The organism is Cupriavidus sp. UYPR2.512 (genome assembly GCF_000379565.1).
Lineage (GTDB): Bacteria > Pseudomonadota > Gammaproteobacteria > Burkholderiales > Burkholderiaceae > Cupriavidus.
This window is the reverse complement of the sequence record NZ_KB903020.1, coordinates 1-15,881: the sequence shown is the minus strand read 5'-3', so window position 1 is coordinate 15,881 and position 15,881 is coordinate 1. Positions and strand designations below refer to the sequence as shown.

The window sequence follows — 15,881 nt, the reverse complement described above, 5'->3', positions numbered from 1 at the left end:
TGAGACCCCGCCGCGCGTCGCCGCCGCCGGACAGCGCGCTCTCGGGGCAAGCCTCAATCTGCATGACCTCGACGACTTCGCCTTCGTCCACCCGGACTCGTCCGTTCGGGGTATGCGAAGCCCACATGCACGGCTCTAGTGTGTCCCTTCCCAATGAATTTCATGAAGGAGGGGCCAATGGCCAAAGCAGAGAATCTCGTGACGTCGATCCAGGTGGAGATCGACGCGCCAGTAGCGCTGGTGTGGGAAGTGCTGACCGACTTTGCGCGCTACGCGGAATGGAATACGTTCTGCCCGGGGCTGGAGACCACCGGTCGGCTCGGCGACATGGTGTACATGCAGGTGCGTATCCCCGGCACCGACCAGGTCATTCCGGTCAACGAGTACCTGGTGGCGTGGGAGCCGGAGCGCCTGCTCTCGTGGGAGCAGCGCCCCACCGACGAGAACAAGGATGCCGCCCGGCGCGACCAGTACCTGGAAGCCGTCGGGCCCGGGCGCACCCGCTACTTCACCACTGACCTGTTCCTGGGGCTGAACGCGGAGACCATCATGCGCGAGCACGGTGCCTGGGTGAAGCAGGGGTTCGACCAGGTGGCACGGGACGTCAAGGCGCGCGCGGAAGCGCTCAATGCGCAACGGCAGGCTGGCCTGCGCTGAGCAGGGAAGTGCTGATCAATGAGGTTTGCGATTGATGTCGCACTAGCCAAGCAGCCCGCCGTTGATGGCGATATTCGCCCGTCACGCAGGCCGCATCATCCGAGCACAGGAAAGCCGCACAGCCGCCCGGCCGACCAAGGCACCGGGGTGTCCATCATTGCCTGTACGCGCGGGCGGGAGCGCCGCTACTCCCGCATTCTCTCCGCCATGAATGCCCGCAGCATCTCCATAGCGGGCGTCTCGGTCCGTCCCTGCAATGTGATCAGCGCGAACTGCGCGCTGGTGTGCAAGGGCGGCGTCAATGCCAGCTCCACCAGTTCCCCGCTTGCCATGGGCTCGCGCGCGGCGGCGATGATGCCGAGGAACACCGCATCGGTGATGCGGGCCGCTTCCACCAGGCTGGAGATCTCCTCGCAGCGCAGCGTGACCATCTGGTCGGGATGGGCCCGTGGCCCGAAGTGGGCGATCAGGATGCGCGCCACCTCGTCTGACAGGGGGCTGGAAGCGATCGGGTAGGCCAGCAGATCGTCGAAGCTCACGCGGCGCAGCTTGCACAACGGATGGCCGCTGCGGCACATGAAGCCGGCGCGCAGGTCCGGCAGCCGCTCCACGCGCAGGTCGGGGCCGGGCACTAGCGAGCGCAGATCGATGACCACGCTGTCAAGCACGCGGGCGCGCAGCTGCTGAAGCTGCAGATTGGTCGCGCCGCGCGAAATGGTCAGCCTGACCCTGGGATGGTGCCTGGCCATATGCACCAGCAACGGCGTCATCAGCATGGCGCCCGGCCCGGATCCCAGGCCGATGCGCAGCGTGCCCGCCTGGCCGGCCTGCAACTCCAGCGCGCTCTGCCTGAGCTCGCCGGCCTCGAAGGCGATGCGCCGTGCCCTTTCCAGCGCCAGCTGCCCGAACGGCGTCAGTTCGTTGCGCTTGCCGATGCGGTCCACCAGCGGCATGCCCAGCTCCGCTTCCAGGGCCTGGATGCTGCGGCTGAGTGCCGGCTGCGTCAGATGCAGCCGCGCGGCGGCCTGGCTGAACGAGCCGGTCTCCGCCAGCGCGATCAGGTGCTTGAGCTGAATCAGGTTCATCGCCGTCCTCGCATGCAATCTTGTAATGATAATGAGAAAAATGATGCATTGGACATCAGGTTGCCGCCCTCCTAACATGGCTGCCAGCCGTGCGTCCCGCGGGGGCAACAAGACAGACGCGGCATCCATGATCAGGAGACGACGATGTACCTCACACAATGCCTGCGCCGCCCGCTAACGAGACTGACTGGCGGTCTGCTTGCCGTCGTGCTGGCCAGCCCGATCTGCGCCGGCGCGGCCGGCGCAACCGCAGCCGCGGGGCCGACCGGGGCGGCCGCATCCTATCCCGCCAAGCCGATCGCACTGATGGTGCCCTATCCCGCCGGCGGCGCCTCCGACGCCATCGCCCGCGTGCTGAGCCAGCCCGTCGGCAAGCAGCTCGGCCAGACCGTGCTGGTGGAGAACCTGGGCGGCGTCAGCGGCGCCATCGGCGCGCAGAAGGTGCTGTCGGCGCCGGGCGACGGCTACTACCTGTTCCAGGGCTCTCCCAACGAAGTGATCCTGTCTCCGCTGACCAATGCCGCGGTCAAGCTGCAGGCGGAGGACTTCCAGCTGGTGCAGCCGATTTCCACCGCGGTGCTGGCACTGATCGCACGCAAGGACCTGGAAGCCAACTCCGCGGACGAACTGATCGCCCTGGCGCGCAGCCGCAAGGACAAGCCGCTGTCTTACGGCAGCGTGGGAGTGGGCTCGCTGTACCACATCCTGGTCGAGCACATGCAGCAGCTCACCGGCACCAGGATGACCCACATCCCTTACAAGGGCGCGGCGCCGCTGGTACAGGACCTCGGCGGCGGCCAGCTCGACTTCGCCATCGTGCCGTTCAACGCCGCGCTCGGCGCGATGGCCCAGCAGGGACGGCTGAAGCTGCTCGCCACCGCGGGCGCGACCCGGGCGCCGCTGTTGCCCAATGTGCCCACCATCGGCGAAGGCAAGCTGCTGAAGAACTTCGCCTTCACGATCTGGACCGGCTTCATGGTGAAGAAGGGAACCCCGCCCGAGGTGGTGCAGCGCCTGAACCTGGCGCTCGGCAATGTCCTCAAGGATCCCGCCGTGCGCGCCGGGCTGGAAGCCCAGATGCAGATCGTGGCCACGCCGATGACGCTGCAGGAGGCGGCCCGCTTCTATGAAGGCGAGACGGCGCGCTACCGCGGCCTGGCCAAGGCCATCGGGCTGCAGCCGCAATGACGCAACGCCAATGCCATCGCATATAGAGGAGAGAAATCCCATGCACGCCTTCCTGGAATCGCTGCGCTCCCGCGCGGACAAGTTCGTTGCGCTGCGCCGCGACATTCACCAGCATCCGGAACTTGGCTTCCAGGAGCACCGCACCAGCGACGCCGTGGCCGAGCGCCTCGCCCAATGGGGCTACGACGTGGAGCGCGGGCTGGGCGGCACCGGCGTGGTGGGCAGGCTGCGGCGCGGCAGCGGCACGCGCCGGCTCGGCCTGCGCGCCGACATGGACGCCCTGCCGATCGGCGAGGCGACCGGCCTGTCCTACTCCAGCAGCCATGCCGGCGTCATGCATGCCTGCGGGCACGATGGGCACACCGCCATGCTGCTTTGCGCCGCGGAATACCTGGCGCAGGAAGCGCAGTTCTCCGGCACGCTAAACCTGATTTTCCAGCCGGCCGAGGAAGGCATGGGCGGCGCCTTGCGCATGATCCAGGACGGGCTGTTCGAGAAGTATCCCTGCGACGCCGTCTTCGCCATGCACAATATGCCTGGCATCACGCAGGGACGGCTGGTGCTGCGCGACGGTCCCACCATGGCTTCGTCGGACTACGCCACCGTCACGCTCAGAGGCGTGGGCGGCCACGGCGCGCTGCCGCACCGGGCAGTCGATCCGCTGGTGGCCGCCGCCGGCATCGTGCTGGCCCTGCAGACCGTGGTCTCGCGCAACGTCGACCCGCTGCAGATGGCGGTGGTGACGGTCGGCGCCATGCACGCCGGCAAGGCCAACAACGTGATCCCGCAGGAAGCCACGCTGGAAATCAGCGTACGGGCGCTCGACCGCGACGTGCGTGCCACCCTGGAGCGGCGCATCAAATCCCTGGTGCAGGCCCAGGCGGAAAGCTACGGCGTGCGCGCCGAGATCGATTACCGGCAAGGCTATGCGGTGCTCGTCAACTCTCCGGAAGAGACGGAATTCGCGCGCCAGACGGCGCTCGCCTTGCTTGGGCCGGACAAGGTCGTGCCGCAAGGCGCGGCGCTGCCCGGCAGCGAGGACTTCGCGTTCATGCTGGAGCGCTGCCCCGGCAGCTATCTGCTGATAGGCAACGGCGATGGAGACAGCGCAGGCGCCTGCATGGTGCACAACCCCGGCTACGACTTCAACGACGACAACGTCGCCATCGGCGCGGCCTATTGGGCGCTGCTGACGCAGCGCTTCCTGATCGGCTGAGGTTGCAGATCGCTATTTCGGCTATTAGGGACTGGCCCGTCGAACGGCCTGCATAGGCAGGCCGTTCGACGGGTCATTGCGGAGGTCTCTGGCTTAGCACCACCAACGCCGCGGTGCCGCGGCTGCGCACGCAGGCGTCGTTGCAGTGGTCGTGCGCCACGTCGGCGGAGGCCATGCTGACAGCAGGCATCTCGTCCTGGCTGCCATGCGCGGTGGCAAGGTCGCCGCCCACGGCAATCGCCCAGGCCGCGCCCATTGCGGCGGCGGCCCCGGCCAGGCCCGCCGCCCAACGAAATCCGAGCCGCTTCATGCTGTCTCCTCCGCACCCTTGCTGGGTTTCCATGCTTTTGAAAGCATCGTAGTCAGCGCCGGCCCGAAACGCTTCGTCCGAGCAGACTAAGGGGTATCCCGCAGCAGCGCCGGATCGAAAGGGGCGTCGGATCGACCGGAAGGGATGGTGGGCAGGGCCGGATGCGGCGGCGCATCAGGCCCTTGATAGATCCGGGCCAGCGATGCGGCACAGCCGGACAGGCCAGACGGCGCCAGGTGCATGGCGTGCGCGCTCAGCAGGCCCCACAGGTGCGCCACCAGCAGGCTGGCCAGGGCGGGGGCCGGCAGCAGGTCAGCGAAGGTTGCGCGCAGCGTCTCGACACCCACCAGCACGCGGGCGCGCAGCGGGCAAAGCTCGCAGTCGTCGCCGCACTTGTGCTGCAGCAGCGCCGCCAGCAGGCTGACGTGGCGCGCCAGGTCATCGCCACGGAGCAAGGCGGCCAGCACCTGCTCCAGCGTGCCTGGCCCGGTGCCGGCGCGGCCCTGCGCCAGCGGCGCGAGGCGCGCGGCGAAGTCGGATTCGGCGCACGACAGCAGCGCGCCCAGCAGCTCGGCGCGGGAACGGAAATGCCCATAGACGGCCCCGCGCGTCATGCCGATGGCGCGGGCCACATCGTCCACGGTGACGCAATGCAGGCCGCGGTGCCGGATCAGCTGCAGCGCGCTGGCCAGGATGCGCGCCCGCGTGACGGCGGCATCCTCGCGGGTGTGGCGGGCCATGGGCGCGGCGGGCCTACAGGAAATGCACGTCGTCCGGCCCCCAGTGGGCGCGCATGCTGCGGATGCGGCCATCCGCGCCGAACGCCATGATGTCGGTCACGTCGATGCGGGCCGGCCGCCCTTCCAGGCGGGCGTGCACCGCAAAGGTCAACGCGGCGGCGTCGCCGTGCGAACCGCGCGGCGGCACCACCACCTCCAGGCGCGCGCCCAGCGCGGTGGCGTGCTGGTAGAAGGCCAGGATCGCCGGCTTGCCGGCGACCGGCTGCGCGCCGACCGGGTCTTCCACGGTGGCATCGTCGGCGTAGAGCGCGGCAACGCCCTGCGCGTCACCGGCATTGAAGCGCTCGACATAAGCGAGCAGCGTGGCCTTCATCGCGGCGCTATCGGGCATGGGGTTCTCCTTGTTGTTCTAGCGTGCGGTGTAGCCGCCGTCGATCACCAGCTCGGCGCCGGTGACGTAGCGTCCGGCGTCGGACACGAGGTACAGGATGCCCGCGGCGATGTCGCGCGGCTGGCCCACCTTGCCCGCCGGGGTCTGCCCGCCAAGATAGTCAAACAGCGCCTCGCCCTGCCCCGAGGCCCGGGCCACGTGTTCGAGCATCGGCGTGCGGATATAGCCAGGATGGATCGAGTTGGCGCGAATCCCCTTGCCGGCGTAGAGCATGGCATCGGTCTTGGCCATCATCCGCACCGCGGCCTTGGACGCGTGATAAGGCGGCACGTCCGGCCCGCCGGCGATGCCGTACATCGACGACACGTTGACAATGGCGCCGCCGCCGGCGCGCTCCATGTGCCCGATGGCGTGCTTGGTGCACAGGAAGGTGCCGGTCACGTTCACTGCCATGACCTGCTGCCATTGCTCCAGCGCCAGCTCATGGGTCGGCGCATTGGGCCCTTCGATGCCCGCGTTGTTCACCAGGATGCCGAGGCCGCCGAAGCGTGCCGCGATCTCCGTGAACACGCGCGCCACGTCGCTTTCGCTGGTGACGTCGAGCTTCCAGAACGCGGCCTCGCCGCCTTCGGCGCAGATCGCTTCGGCAGTGGCCTTGCCGTCGGCTTCCAGCACGTCAAGCACCGCGACCTTCGCGCCGGCCGCTGCCAGCACGCGGGCGGTTTCCGCGCCGATGCCGCGCGCGGCACCGGTGATGGCGGCAACCTTGCCGCGCAAATCGAACAGGCTATACGGGTATTCCATGATGTCTCCTTGGTCTCGTTATGTGGGCGCGGGCGCCAATTATGACGCGCCGCCCTGACGCGTGTCGGCCAGGAAGCCGAGACATTCACGGTTGAAATAAGCGGCATGCTCAACCATCACCCAGTGGCCGCAGCGGTTGATCATGACAAAGCGCGCGTCGGCGCAGCCGGCCAGGAACTTGGTGGCGCCCGAGGCGGGATTGAACTGGTCTTCCGTGCCCCAGAAGCCAAGCACCGGGCACCGGATCTCGCCCAGCCGCGCGGTCAGGTTGGGCACCTTCATGGTGGCCAGCACCTCGCGCGGCTGCTCGCGGCACACTGCCATGCGCTCGTCGACCAGCGCGTCGGTGACCAGGCTGGCGTCGTGCACCAGCAGTTGCAGCAGTTGCCGCATGGTGCCCGGGTTCATGTGGCCGCCGGTGAACAGCGACACCATGCGCTGGATGCCCTCCATCTGGAAATAGGTCTCGCGCTCTTCCACGCCGCCGGGCGCCATCATCACCAGGCGGCTGACATGCTCCGGGAAGTCCAGCGCGTACTGCAGCGCGATGGCCCCGCCAAGCGAATTGCCCACCAGCACGCAGCGCGGCAGCTCCAGTGCCAGCAACTGCTCACGCAGCGCGGCGACGAAGAAGTCCAGGGTGTACTCGACATCGTCCGGCTTGGACGACAGGCCATACCCGGGCAGGTCCACCACCACGGTGCGAAAGCCCGCCTCGGCGAAGGCCGGCACGTTGTGGCGGAAGTTGCTGTGTCCGCTCGCGCCCGGGCCGCTGCCGTGGATAAAGACCACCGGCTCGCTGCTGCCAGAGTCCAGGCAGTGCAGGCGCAGGCCCGTTGACGTGGTGGTGAAGCGCCCGACCGGCAGGTTCGGGTGTGGGGACAAAGGCGTGTGCTGTGACGTAGCGGACATGAGGGCGTCTCCCGTGGTTTGCCCAGCATATTGCGCAGCGCCGCCACCGCAGGCATCGTTCATTCGGACTACGAGCCGGACGGCCACTTCTCCTACGATGGGCGCTCCATGCATCAAGGGGGACCCATGACAGGATTCAACTACACCGGCCAGACCGTGCTGGTCACGGGCGGCATGCGCGGCATCGGCCGCGCCATCAGCGAGGCCTTCCTGCGCGCCGGCGCGCAGGTGTTCGTATGCGGCCGCACCGCACCCGCGGACGACAGCGAACTGCCGGGCGCAGGCAACCGCACCGCCCGCTTCATCCCGGCGGACATCCGCGACGTCGAACAGGTCGATGCCATGCTGGCGCAGATCGCGCAGGCCAGTCCCACGCTCGACGTGGTGATCCACAACGCCGGCGGCTCGCCGTTCGCGCTGGTTGCGCAGGCCTCGCCGCGGCTGCTGGAATCGGTGATCCGGCTCAACCTGGTGGCGCCGCTGCAGCTCGCGCAGCGCGCCAATGCACGCATGCAGCAACAGGCTGGCGGCGGCACGCAGCTGTTCGTCGGCAGCGTCAGCGCGCTGCGTCCTTCGCCCGGCACGGCGGCCTACGGCGCCGCCAAAGCCGGCATCCTCAATGCGGTGCGCACGCTCGCGGTGGAATGGGCGCCCAAGGTGCGTGTTGCCGCAGTCAGCCCGGGCATGGTGCTGACCGACACTTCGCAGCAGCAGCACTACGGCGACCCCGAGGCGTTGCGCACCATGGCCGCGACGGTGCCGCTGGGCCGGCTCGCGCACCCGGACGACATCGCCGGCGCATGCCTGTTCCTGGCCTCGCCGCAGGCGTCGTACGTGTCGGGCGCCAACCTTGTGATCGACGGTGGCGGCGAGCGCCCGGCCTTTCTCGACGCGGCGTCGGTCAATCGCGGCTGAGCGGCTGCCGCCTGTAGGGAAACCGCCTAGTCCGTTCTGCCGATTTGTGCATGGCTGCCCCTCTCTACGCTTGCGACCAGGCGAGCGCCATTCGAAGTGCCAGGCAATGAACCAACACCGACACCACGGGGAGACCACCATGCACCATCCACCATTCGGCCCACTGAAACGCCGCAACCGGCTGCGGCCCATCGCTGCCGCGGCGGCACTGGCCGCGCTGCTTGCGCCGCCAGCCAGGGCGGGAGAAACCATAGACCTTGGCCACGACACCACGCTCGACTACAGCGTCACCGCCTCCTACGGGGCCGCAGTGCGCACTGGCCACCAGAGCAACACGCTGCTGAGCCCGGCCAATATCAACGGCGACGATGGCAACCGCAACTTCAAGCGCGGCGACATGATCGCCAACCGCGTCTCGCTGCTGGGCGAAGCACATGTCAAGCACGACGCCTTCGGCGCGCTGGTGCGCGGCAGCGTGTTCCAGGACTGGGCCTACAGCGGCACCAACTCGAACAATGCGCCGTTCACGGTCAACCACAGCGGGCCGTTCAACCAGTTCACCGGCTCGGCGCAGGACTATCACGAGCACCGCGCGCAACTGCTCGATGCCTATGTCTATGGCGCGACGCCGATCGGCAGCACGCAGCTGAGCTTCAAGCTGGGCAACCAGGTGGTCGCCTGGGGCGAGAGCCTGTTCTTCGCCAATATCGCCGGCGCGCAAGGGCCTGCCGATGCGACCAAGGCCTTTGTGCCGGGCGCCGAGGTCAAGGACATCCTGCTGCCGGTGCCACAGGCGTCGCTGCAGCTTCAGGTCACGCCGGCATTCAGCGTAATGGGCTACTACCAGTTCACCTACAAGCCGAACCAGATCTTTGCGCCGGGCAGCTATTTCAGCTCCACCGACGTGGTCGGCCCCGGCGCGGAGTTCATCATCGGGCCTGGCTTCAATATCCCGCGCGGCCCGGATATCCGCCCCTCCGACTGGGGGCAGTGGGGCGTGGGCGCGCGCTTTCGCGTGTTCGAAGGCACCGAGGTCGGGCTCTACCAGCTGCGCTATCACGACAAGAACCCGAGCGTGGTCACCTCGCTCTTCCCCACGCTGCAGTACCAGCAAAAGTTCTACGGCGGCATCAACCTGACCGGCGCCAGCTTCTCCACACAGGTGCTGGGCGCCAACGTCGCCGGCGAAGTCAGCTACAAGGACGGCGTGCCGATGCTGGTGAATGTGGCCGGCTCACCCACCGCGACGCGTGGCCGGGCAATGCAGGGCCAGCTCTCCGCGATCTACTCGGTGGGCCCGACCTTCCTGGCCAACTCGCAGTCGCTGCTGGGTGAAATCGCCTACCTGCACGTGCTGGGCGTGGACCCGGTGATGGGCTTCAGCACGCTGTCGAACACCCGCAACTCGGCGGCATTCCAGGTTGGCTGGTCGCTGACCTACAACAACGTGTTCGATGGCTGGGACCTGACGGTGCCGCTTACCTATGCGCAGCAGTTCAGCGGCAGGTCGGCAGTGGCCGGCGCTTTCGGCACGCTGATGGGCTATGGCGACAAGCGCGCCAGCGTGGGGCTGACCTTCAAGTACCTGAACAACCTGGAGCTCAACCTGACCTATGCCGCGTTCATCGGCGGGGCGAACATCGCCAACCGTCCGCTGGCTGACCGCGACTACGTGGCCTTCAACGCCAAGTACTCGTTCTGACCTTTGTCCTGACCCGAACTGCCGCGGCGCGCTGCCGCCGCGGCAGCGCGGCCCGACCCTCCCCTGCCATGAACGCCGACCTGATCACCACGCTCAGCAATGAACTCCACCATGCGCTGGTCACGCGCTCGCCGGTGCCGCCACTCAGCGGCCGCGGTCTGGGGCTCGACGTCCACGCTGCCTATCGCATCCAGCAAGGCTTTATCGCCCACCGGCTGGCGGCCGGCGACCGCGTCACCGGCAAGAAGATCGGCGTGACCAGCCAGGCCGTGCAGCAGATGCTGGACGTGCACCAGCCGGACTTCGGCATCCTGCTGCAAAGCATGCAGTACGCCGCCGGGCAGCCCATCCCCACCGATACCCTGATCCAGCCGCGCGCCGAGGGCGAGATTGCCTTTTTCCTGCGGCGCGACCTGCGCGGCCCGGGCGTGACGCGCGACGATGTGCTCGACGCCACCGAAGCGGTGGCGGCCTGCTTCGAGATCGTGGATTCGCGCATCCGGGACTGGCGCATCCGCATCGAGGACACCGTCGCCGACAACGCCTCTTGCGGCGTCTATGTGCTCGGCGAGGAACGCGTCAGCCCACACGCGCTGGACCTGGGCGCGTGCGCGATGACGCTTGAGAAGAACGGCGAGTGCGTGGCCACCGGGCTTGGCAGCGCCGCGCTGGGGCATCCCGCCGACGCGGTGGCGTGGCTGGCCAACACCCTGGGCAGCTTCGGCATTCCCCTGCTGGCCGGCGAGACCATCCTGTCGGGTTCGCTGGCGGCGCTGATTCCCGTGCAGGCGGGCGACCGGCTGTCCATGCATATCACCGGCATCGGCGCCTGCAGCGCCGCGTTCTGCTGACTTCCAAAATTTTCCTGACTTCCTGACTTTGCCAAGCGAGACCTTATGAACAAGATCCGATGTGCCCTGATCGGGCCCGGCAATATCGGCACCGACCTGCTCTACAAGCTGCGCCGCAGCGACATCCTGGAACCGGTCTGGATGGTCGGCGTGGAGCCGTCCTCCGAAGGCCTGGCGCGCGCGCGAGAGCTGGGGCTGAAGACCACCAGCGACGGCATCGACGGCCTGCTGCCGCACCTGGAGGCCGACGATATCCGCATCGCCTTCGATGCCACCTCCGCCTACGTCCACGCTGAGCACTCGGCCAGGCTGACCGCGCGCGGCGTGCGCGTGATCGACCTTACGCCGGCGGCAATCGGGCCGTTCTGCGTGCCGCCGGTCAACCTGGAGGCCCATATCGGCAGCAACGAGATGAACGTCAATATGGTCACGTGCGGCGGGCAGGCAACCATCCCCATGGTGTATGCGGTATCGCGCGTGCAGCCGGTGGCCTATGGCGAGATCGTGGCAACGGTGTCGTCGCGCTCGGTCGGGCCCGGCACGCGCCGCAATATCGACGAGTTCACGCGCACCACGGCCGGCGCGATCGAAGCCGTGGGCGGCGCGCGCCAGGGCAAGGCCATCATCGTGATCAACCCGGCCGAGCCGCCGCTGATCATGCGCGACACCATCCACTGCCTGACCGACGATGCGCCCGACGTTGCCGCGATTACCGCCTCGGTGCACGACATGATTGCCGAAGTGCGCAAGTACGTGCCCGGCTACACGCTGAAGAACGGCCCGGTGTTCGACGGCAAACGCGTGTCGATCTTCCTGGAGGTTGAGGGCCTTGGCGACTACCTGCCGAAGTATGCCGGCAACCTGGACATCATGACCGCCTCGGCGGCCCGCACCGCCGAGTGCATCGCCGCCGCCATGCGCGCCGGCAGCGCGCAAGAAACTGCCAACGCCTGAGGAGCCCAGCCATGGTCCAACGCATCACCCTGCACGACATGACCCTGCGCGACGGCATGCACCCGAAGCGCCACCAGATCTCGCTGGAACAGATGAAAGGCATTGCCCGCGGGCTGGACGCCGCCGGCGTGCCGCTGATCGAGGTCACCCACGGCGATGGCCTGGGCGGCGCCTCGGTCAACTACGGCTTCCCCGCGCACAGCGACGAGGAATACCTGCGCGCGGTGCTGGGCGAACTGAAGCAGGCGCGCGTTTCCGCGCTGCTGCTGCCCGGCATCGGCACCGTCGACCACCTGCGCATGGCGTATGAGATCGGCGTGCATACCATCCGCGTCGCCACCCACTGCACCGAGGCCGATGTCTCGGAACAGCATATCGGCATGGCGCGCAAGCTGGGCATGGACACCGTGGGCTTTCTCATGATGGCGCACATGGCACCGGTGCAGACACTGGTGCAGCAGGCGCTGCTGATGGAAAGCTATGGTGCCAACTGCCTGTATATCACCGACTCGGCCGGGCACATGCTGCCGCACGATGTCACCGAGAAGCTGAGCGCCGTGCGGCAGGCGCTGCGCCCCGAGACCGAGTTGGGCTTCCACGGCCACCACAACCTGGCCATGGGCGTGGCCAATTCGCTCGCCGCGATTGCCTGCGGCGCCAGCCGCATCGACGCCGCCGCGGCGGGACTGGGGGCCGGCGCCGGCAATACGCCGATGGAAGTGCTGGTGGCCGTGTGCGAGCGCATGGGCATCGAGACCGGCGTCGACGTCTACCGCATCGCCGACGTGGCCGAAGACCTGGTGGTGCCGATCATGGACCACCCCATCCGCATCGACCGCGACGCGCTTACGCTGGGCTATGCCGGCGTGTATTCGTCCTTCCTGCTGTTCGCCAAGCGCGCCGAGGCCAAGTATCGCATCCCCGCGCGCGAGATCCTGGTGGAGCTCGGCCGGCAGCGGCTGGTGGGCGGGCAGGAGGACATGATCGAGGATACGGCGATCACGCTGGCGCGCGAACGGGGCCTGCTGGTGCCGTGACGGTGCCGCACCGGCTTCTGTCAAGTCTGGCGGCGTCGCTGCGCGGCCGGGCGCTGCTTTCACCACGCATAAGAGTAAGGAGACAGGTTCCCATGCTTCGACTTCGCGCCAGCCTGCGGCTCGCTTCCCTCGGTATCGCGGCCACGGCATTGGCTACCGCGGCCAGCCCCGCCCGGGCACTCAATGTGCTGCTGACCAATGACGACGGCTGCGCCGCGCCTGGCATCAGCGCGGTCCGCAAGGCCCTGCAGGACGCCGGCCACCGCGTCATCACGGTAGGCCCGGCCAGCAACCAGAGCGGCTCGGGCGCTGCCTATGCCGTGCCCGACGGGCGCACCCGGCTGGTGGTCGAACCGCTCTCCGGCAGCGCCGACACGTTCTGCGTGCACCGGGTCAAGACCACCATTGCCGCGGGCAGCGCGCTCAATGCCGCCAACCCGGACTACCTGGGCAGCGGCTCGCCGGTAGACGCCACTGCCATGGGCCTGAAGATCGTCGGGCCGGAAAGCGGCTTCGCGCCGGACCTGGTCGTCTCCGGGGCCAATTTCGGCGAGAACCTGTCTGACTCCATCCCGCACTCGGGCACGGTGATGAACGTGCTGTACGCCGCGCGCCGCGGTGTGCCCGGCATTGCGCTGAGTGTTGGCGTGGACTTTGCCGAAGCACGCACCGGCTTCGGCAGCACTGTGGCCGCGTTCCCCAGGGCCGGGGCCTTCCTGGTCCGCGTGATTGCCAGCCTGGAAGCCACGCGCACCGCCGGCCAGCCATTGCTGCCGGTGGCCCACCCGCTGAGCATCAACTACCCGATCGTTGCCGGCGGGACCCCTGCCGGCGTGCGCCTGACCACGCCTGGCACGGTGGATTCCTTTACCACGGCCTACAAGCGCAATGCCGACAACACGGTATCGATCGACGTGGGCGCGCCCGAGACCGAAGCGGCGGCGCTGGCGCGGATTGCAGAAACGCCGGCCTTCCTGGCCAAGTTCATCACGATCTCGGCGCTTGACGTTGACTTCCGCCCGACGCCTCTGGCGCGCGGCCTGTTCAACCGCTCGCGCCGCGAGCTGGCCACCCTGGCACCTTAGGCGGAGCAACCATGGGCAAGGACCTTCGATCCTGGCGCCACCTCGTGCTTGCATGCGGGGTCGTGGCGGTCGCAGCATGCGGCGATGACCATGCGCCGCAAGTGAGCGGCACGGCTGCGGTCGGCGCCGCGCTGGCAGGCGCTACCGTGCAGTTGCGCGATGCGCAAGGACAAGTGCGCAACGCAACGACCGATGCAAAAGGCGCATTCCGCCTGGCCGAGGTGCCGGGCGGGGCGCTGATGGTGCGCTGCGAGGGCGGGCTCGCGCAGGGCGAGCCGAACCGCCTGCGGCTGCATGGCCTGGTGCTGGGCGGGCGCACCGTGAACTGCTCACCGCTGACCGAACTGGCGTTGTGGAAGCTGCTGGGCGCGCCCCCGGGCCAGGCGTTCGACAGTTTCGGACAGGGGCGCGCCAGGGACCTGTCCGCAGACGCCATGGCCGAAGCGGAAGCCGCAGTGTTGGCTGCGCTGGCGGCAGGTGCCGGGGTCGATATCGACCCCGCTGCCATACCCCGGCGCTGGCATGACACGCCGTTTGCGGCCGGCAATGCCAGCGATCCCCATGATGCCGCGCTGGATGCGCTGCGCGACGCGATCGCCGACCAGGCCTCCATGGACTTCATGGGCGAGATGGTGGTGCGCGGCGTGTGCGTGGCCGACGGAACCTGCGGGTAAGGCAGTTGCCGCTGCGCCGCCAACCGGTAGCCTGAAGCGGCCGGTGTCCCAACCGCAAACGCCGCCCTTGGCAAGGGGGCGGCGTTTCCTTTTTATATCACCCCTGAATCTTTTTAAGCCCCGGCGGAAATGTGGCGCGCCCGGTGCTTCCAAGGTCTACACTGCCCCGGACAGGCTTGAACGTTGCTCCGGAGTTGTAATGCAGGTGGCGATCCGGGTATCTGCCGGGCGGCAGCCTGGACATGGCTCGAGATTCCCGGCAAGTGCGCGCGCAGCAGCGCAGCCATCACGCCCTCGCCTTGCGGCGCGGCACCTGTAACCGGACGCATGCCAAGGAACCGCTTCCTGCATATGATCCGCCCTGATCCGCTCCTGGTCGCCGTCACGGCGCACTGCCTTCATCCTCGTGGCCATGTCGTGGCTGCCGTGGGCCCATGGCTGGCGGCACGGCGCAACGGGAGCTGACATGCGGCGCACGCTGCCGGGCCTGACCCGATGGGTGCTCGCCAGTGCGCTGGCCTGTGCGTCGCTGGCAGCCCCTGCCGCCAGCGCCCCGGTCTGCAAGTGGCCGGACTGGGATGTCTTCAGGCAAACCCTGCTGAGCGCCGACGGCCGCGTGATCGACGCCAGCACCGAGAGCATGGCCACGGTGTCTGAAGGCCAGGCCAATCGAGCGCACGAAGGCTGAGGCGTCCGGTTCATTCACAACATGCCTGTCAAGATAGCCCGCGAAGCGCCGTAATCGCTAGAATGCGCATTAATGCGCAGCGGTGCGCGTTGGTCTGATCCCGGAGCCGGCATGGAACCCCTCTCTTTTGAATTCGTCACCGTTGAGGAAGCAAAGAAGGTATTGGACGGCGCGCCGCCAGTGCAAGCCGAGCCTGACTGGAGCGGCGTGCGGCGCCCGCCATCGCCGGAAGACACATTGCTTACAGACGTCGCCATGCGGTGGCTGGCGTCGCTGCCGGCCGAGGCGCGCCCCGTGGAGCTATGCCGCCGCTATGCGCGCATCGGCAACCAGCTGGCTGCGCTCGCTGCCAACCCGGCAGCTCTGCATGCTTTCCTGGTTGAGCTGCTGATCGACAAGCGGGGTGGGCGGCAGGGGTTTCCGGATGGCATTGCGCTTGAATTGTCGCGGTTGCATGAATATATGGGGCGGCAATTGCCTGGGGGTGGGGGGCAGGGGTGGTCTGAGCTGGTGGATTGAGGTGGGGCTTGGGATATCGCCGCCATGCGGTTGCTTGGCGTGCTTGGCGAGCGTGGGCTGTTTCGCCGGCGTAGCCGGCGAGTCACTTTCTGTCCGAGCGACAGAAAGTAACCAAAGAACGCGTCGCCTATGCGGCTGGCAATCCATTCCTCG

At 68.0% G+C, this 15,881-nt stretch carries 18 protein-coding genes; 12 read left to right on the top strand and 6 right to left on the bottom strand.

Going from position 1 to position 15,881, the window contains the following annotated elements; genetic code table 11:
- Positions 1–177 precede the first annotated feature (177 nt).
- Positions 178–657 (top strand): SRPBCC domain-containing protein, encoded by a 480-nt coding sequence (locus A3A5_RS0117920; RefSeq protein ID WP_018311919.1) that lies wholly within the window; start codon positions 178–180, stop codon positions 655–657.
- Between the two features lie 185 nt (positions 658–842).
- Here the strand turns inward: A3A5_RS0117920 and A3A5_RS0117915 are convergent, their stop codons facing one another.
- Positions 843–1,742, bottom strand: coding sequence for a LysR family transcriptional regulator (locus tag A3A5_RS0117915; RefSeq protein WP_018311918.1), 900 nt, complete (start codon positions 1,740–1,742; stop codon positions 843–845).
- 144 nt (positions 1,743–1,886) lie between these two features.
- Between A3A5_RS0117915 and A3A5_RS0117910 the strand changes: the two genes are divergently transcribed.
- Positions 1,887–2,930, top strand: a complete 1,044-nt coding sequence (locus A3A5_RS0117910) for a tripartite tricarboxylate transporter substrate binding protein (RefSeq protein WP_018311917.1) — start codon at positions 1,887–1,889, stop codon at positions 2,928–2,930.
- A 40-nt stretch (positions 2,931–2,970) separates the two neighbouring features.
- A complete protein-coding gene (locus tag A3A5_RS0117905; protein WP_018311916.1) occupies positions 2,971–4,146 on the top strand; it encodes a M20 aminoacylase family protein in 1,176 nt (391 codons plus the stop codon).
- A 73-nt stretch (positions 4,147–4,219) separates the two neighbouring features.
- Here A3A5_RS0117905 and A3A5_RS0117900 read toward each other — a convergent pair whose 3' ends face one another.
- The 5 genes from A3A5_RS0117900 to A3A5_RS0117880 form a co-directional block, all read right to left on the bottom strand.
- The gene (locus A3A5_RS0117900) at positions 4,220–4,456 is read right to left on the bottom strand and encodes a hypothetical protein (RefSeq protein WP_018311915.1); all 237 of its coding nucleotides are present in this window, start codon (positions 4,454–4,456) and stop codon (positions 4,220–4,222) included.
- Between the two features lie 86 nt (positions 4,457–4,542).
- On the bottom strand, positions 4,543–5,196 hold the full coding sequence (locus A3A5_RS0117895; protein ID WP_018311914.1) for a TetR family transcriptional regulator: 654 nt from the start codon (positions 5,194–5,196) through the stop codon (positions 4,543–4,545).
- Between the two features lie 13 nt (positions 5,197–5,209).
- Entirely contained in the window at positions 5,210–5,587 is a 378-nt protein-coding gene (locus A3A5_RS0117890) for a nuclear transport factor 2 family protein (protein ID WP_018311913.1), read from the bottom strand.
- Positions 5,588–5,605: 18 nt separating this feature from the next.
- Entirely contained in the window at positions 5,606–6,391 is a 786-nt protein-coding gene (locus tag A3A5_RS0117885; RefSeq protein ID WP_018311912.1) for an SDR family NAD(P)-dependent oxidoreductase, read from the bottom strand.
- 39 nt (positions 6,392–6,430) lie between these two features.
- Positions 6,431–7,303: an alpha/beta fold hydrolase gene (locus A3A5_RS0117880; protein ID WP_026200880.1), complete on the bottom strand. Its 873-nt coding sequence runs from the start codon at positions 7,301–7,303 to the stop codon at positions 6,431–6,433.
- A gap of 126 nt (positions 7,304–7,429) precedes the next feature.
- Here A3A5_RS0117880 and A3A5_RS0117875 point away from each other — a divergent pair, with 126 nt between their 5' ends.
- The 9 genes from A3A5_RS0117875 to A3A5_RS0117835 all read left to right on the top strand — a co-directional run bounded on the left by A3A5_RS0117875 (position 7,430) and on the right by A3A5_RS0117835 (position 15,728).
- Entirely contained in the window at positions 7,430–8,218 is a 789-nt protein-coding gene (locus A3A5_RS0117875; protein WP_026200879.1) for an SDR family oxidoreductase, read from the top strand.
- Positions 8,219–8,357: 139 nt separating this feature from the next.
- Positions 8,358–9,920, top strand: coding sequence for a DUF1302 domain-containing protein (locus A3A5_RS0117870; RefSeq protein WP_018311909.1), 1,563 nt, complete (start codon positions 8,358–8,360; stop codon positions 9,918–9,920).
- Between the two features lie 68 nt (positions 9,921–9,988).
- A complete protein-coding gene (gene dmpE, locus A3A5_RS0117865; RefSeq protein ID WP_018311908.1) occupies positions 9,989–10,771 on the top strand; it encodes a 2-oxopent-4-enoate hydratase in 783 nt (260 codons plus the stop codon).
- 45 nt (positions 10,772–10,816) lie between these two features.
- Positions 10,817–11,725, top strand: coding sequence for an acetaldehyde dehydrogenase (acetylating) (locus A3A5_RS0117860; protein ID WP_018311907.1), 909 nt, complete (start codon positions 10,817–10,819; stop codon positions 11,723–11,725).
- An 11-nt stretch (positions 11,726–11,736) separates the two neighbouring features.
- The gene (gene dmpG, locus A3A5_RS0117855) at positions 11,737–12,762 is read left to right on the top strand and encodes a 4-hydroxy-2-oxovalerate aldolase (RefSeq protein ID WP_018311906.1); all 1,026 of its coding nucleotides are present in this window, start codon (positions 11,737–11,739) and stop codon (positions 12,760–12,762) included.
- Between the two features lie 92 nt (positions 12,763–12,854).
- A complete protein-coding gene (surE, locus tag A3A5_RS0117850) occupies positions 12,855–13,847 on the top strand; it encodes a 5'/3'-nucleotidase SurE (protein WP_018311905.1) in 993 nt (330 codons plus the stop codon).
- 11 nt (positions 13,848–13,858) lie between these two features.
- Positions 13,859–14,521 (top strand): carboxypeptidase regulatory-like domain-containing protein, encoded by a 663-nt coding sequence (locus tag A3A5_RS0117845; protein WP_018311904.1) that lies wholly within the window; start codon positions 13,859–13,861, stop codon positions 14,519–14,521.
- A gap of 466 nt (positions 14,522–14,987) precedes the next feature.
- On the top strand, positions 14,988–15,209 hold the full coding sequence (locus A3A5_RS0117840; RefSeq protein WP_018311903.1) for a glycosyl hydrolase family 8: 222 nt from the start codon (positions 14,988–14,990) through the stop codon (positions 15,207–15,209).
- A 111-nt stretch (positions 15,210–15,320) separates the two neighbouring features.
- A complete protein-coding gene (locus tag A3A5_RS0117835; protein ID WP_018311902.1) occupies positions 15,321–15,728 on the top strand; it encodes a hypothetical protein in 408 nt (135 codons plus the stop codon).
- Positions 15,729–15,881: the final 153 nt, after the last annotated feature.

Bases quoted from the DNA above. Each gene is read 5' to 3' on its own strand.
- A3A5_RS0117920 (WP_018311919.1), top strand. From the start codon at position 178: ATGGCCAAAGCAGAGAATCTCGTGACGTCGATCCAGGTGGAGATCGAC.
- A3A5_RS0117915 (WP_018311918.1), bottom strand. From the start codon at position 1,742: ATGAACCTGATTCAGCTCAAGCACCTGATCGCGCTGGCGGAGACCGGC.
- A3A5_RS0117910 (WP_018311917.1), top strand. From the start codon at position 1,887: ATGTACCTCACACAATGCCTGCGCCGCCCGCTAACGAGACTGACTGGC.
- A3A5_RS0117905 (WP_018311916.1), top strand. From the start codon at position 2,971: ATGCACGCCTTCCTGGAATCGCTGCGCTCCCGCGCGGACAAGTTCGTT.
- A3A5_RS0117900 (WP_018311915.1), bottom strand. From the start codon at position 4,456: ATGAAGCGGCTCGGATTTCGTTGGGCGGCGGGCCTGGCCGGGGCCGCC.
- A3A5_RS0117895 (WP_018311914.1), bottom strand. From the start codon at position 5,196: ATGGCCCGCCACACCCGCGAGGATGCCGCCGTCACGCGGGCGCGCATC.
- A3A5_RS0117890 (WP_018311913.1), bottom strand. From the start codon at position 5,587: ATGCCCGATAGCGCCGCGATGAAGGCCACGCTGCTCGCTTATGTCGAG.
- A3A5_RS0117885 (WP_018311912.1), bottom strand. From the start codon at position 6,391: ATGGAATACCCGTATAGCCTGTTCGATTTGCGCGGCAAGGTTGCCGCC.
- A3A5_RS0117880 (WP_026200880.1), bottom strand. From the start codon at position 7,303: ATGTCCGCTACGTCACAGCACACGCCTTTGTCCCCACACCCGAACCTG.
- A3A5_RS0117875 (WP_026200879.1), top strand. From the start codon at position 7,430: ATGACAGGATTCAACTACACCGGCCAGACCGTGCTGGTCACGGGCGGC.
- A3A5_RS0117870 (WP_018311909.1), top strand. From the start codon at position 8,358: ATGCACCATCCACCATTCGGCCCACTGAAACGCCGCAACCGGCTGCGG.
- dmpE (WP_018311908.1), top strand. From the start codon at position 9,989: ATGAACGCCGACCTGATCACCACGCTCAGCAATGAACTCCACCATGCG.
- A3A5_RS0117860 (WP_018311907.1), top strand. From the start codon at position 10,817: ATGAACAAGATCCGATGTGCCCTGATCGGGCCCGGCAATATCGGCACC.
- dmpG (WP_018311906.1), top strand. From the start codon at position 11,737: ATGGTCCAACGCATCACCCTGCACGACATGACCCTGCGCGACGGCATG.
- surE (WP_018311905.1), top strand. From the start codon at position 12,855: ATGCTTCGACTTCGCGCCAGCCTGCGGCTCGCTTCCCTCGGTATCGCG.
- A3A5_RS0117845 (WP_018311904.1), top strand. From the start codon at position 13,859: ATGGGCAAGGACCTTCGATCCTGGCGCCACCTCGTGCTTGCATGCGGG.
- A3A5_RS0117840 (WP_018311903.1), top strand. From the start codon at position 14,988: ATGCGGCGCACGCTGCCGGGCCTGACCCGATGGGTGCTCGCCAGTGCG.
- A3A5_RS0117835 (WP_018311902.1), top strand. From the start codon at position 15,321: ATGGAACCCCTCTCTTTTGAATTCGTCACCGTTGAGGAAGCAAAGAAG.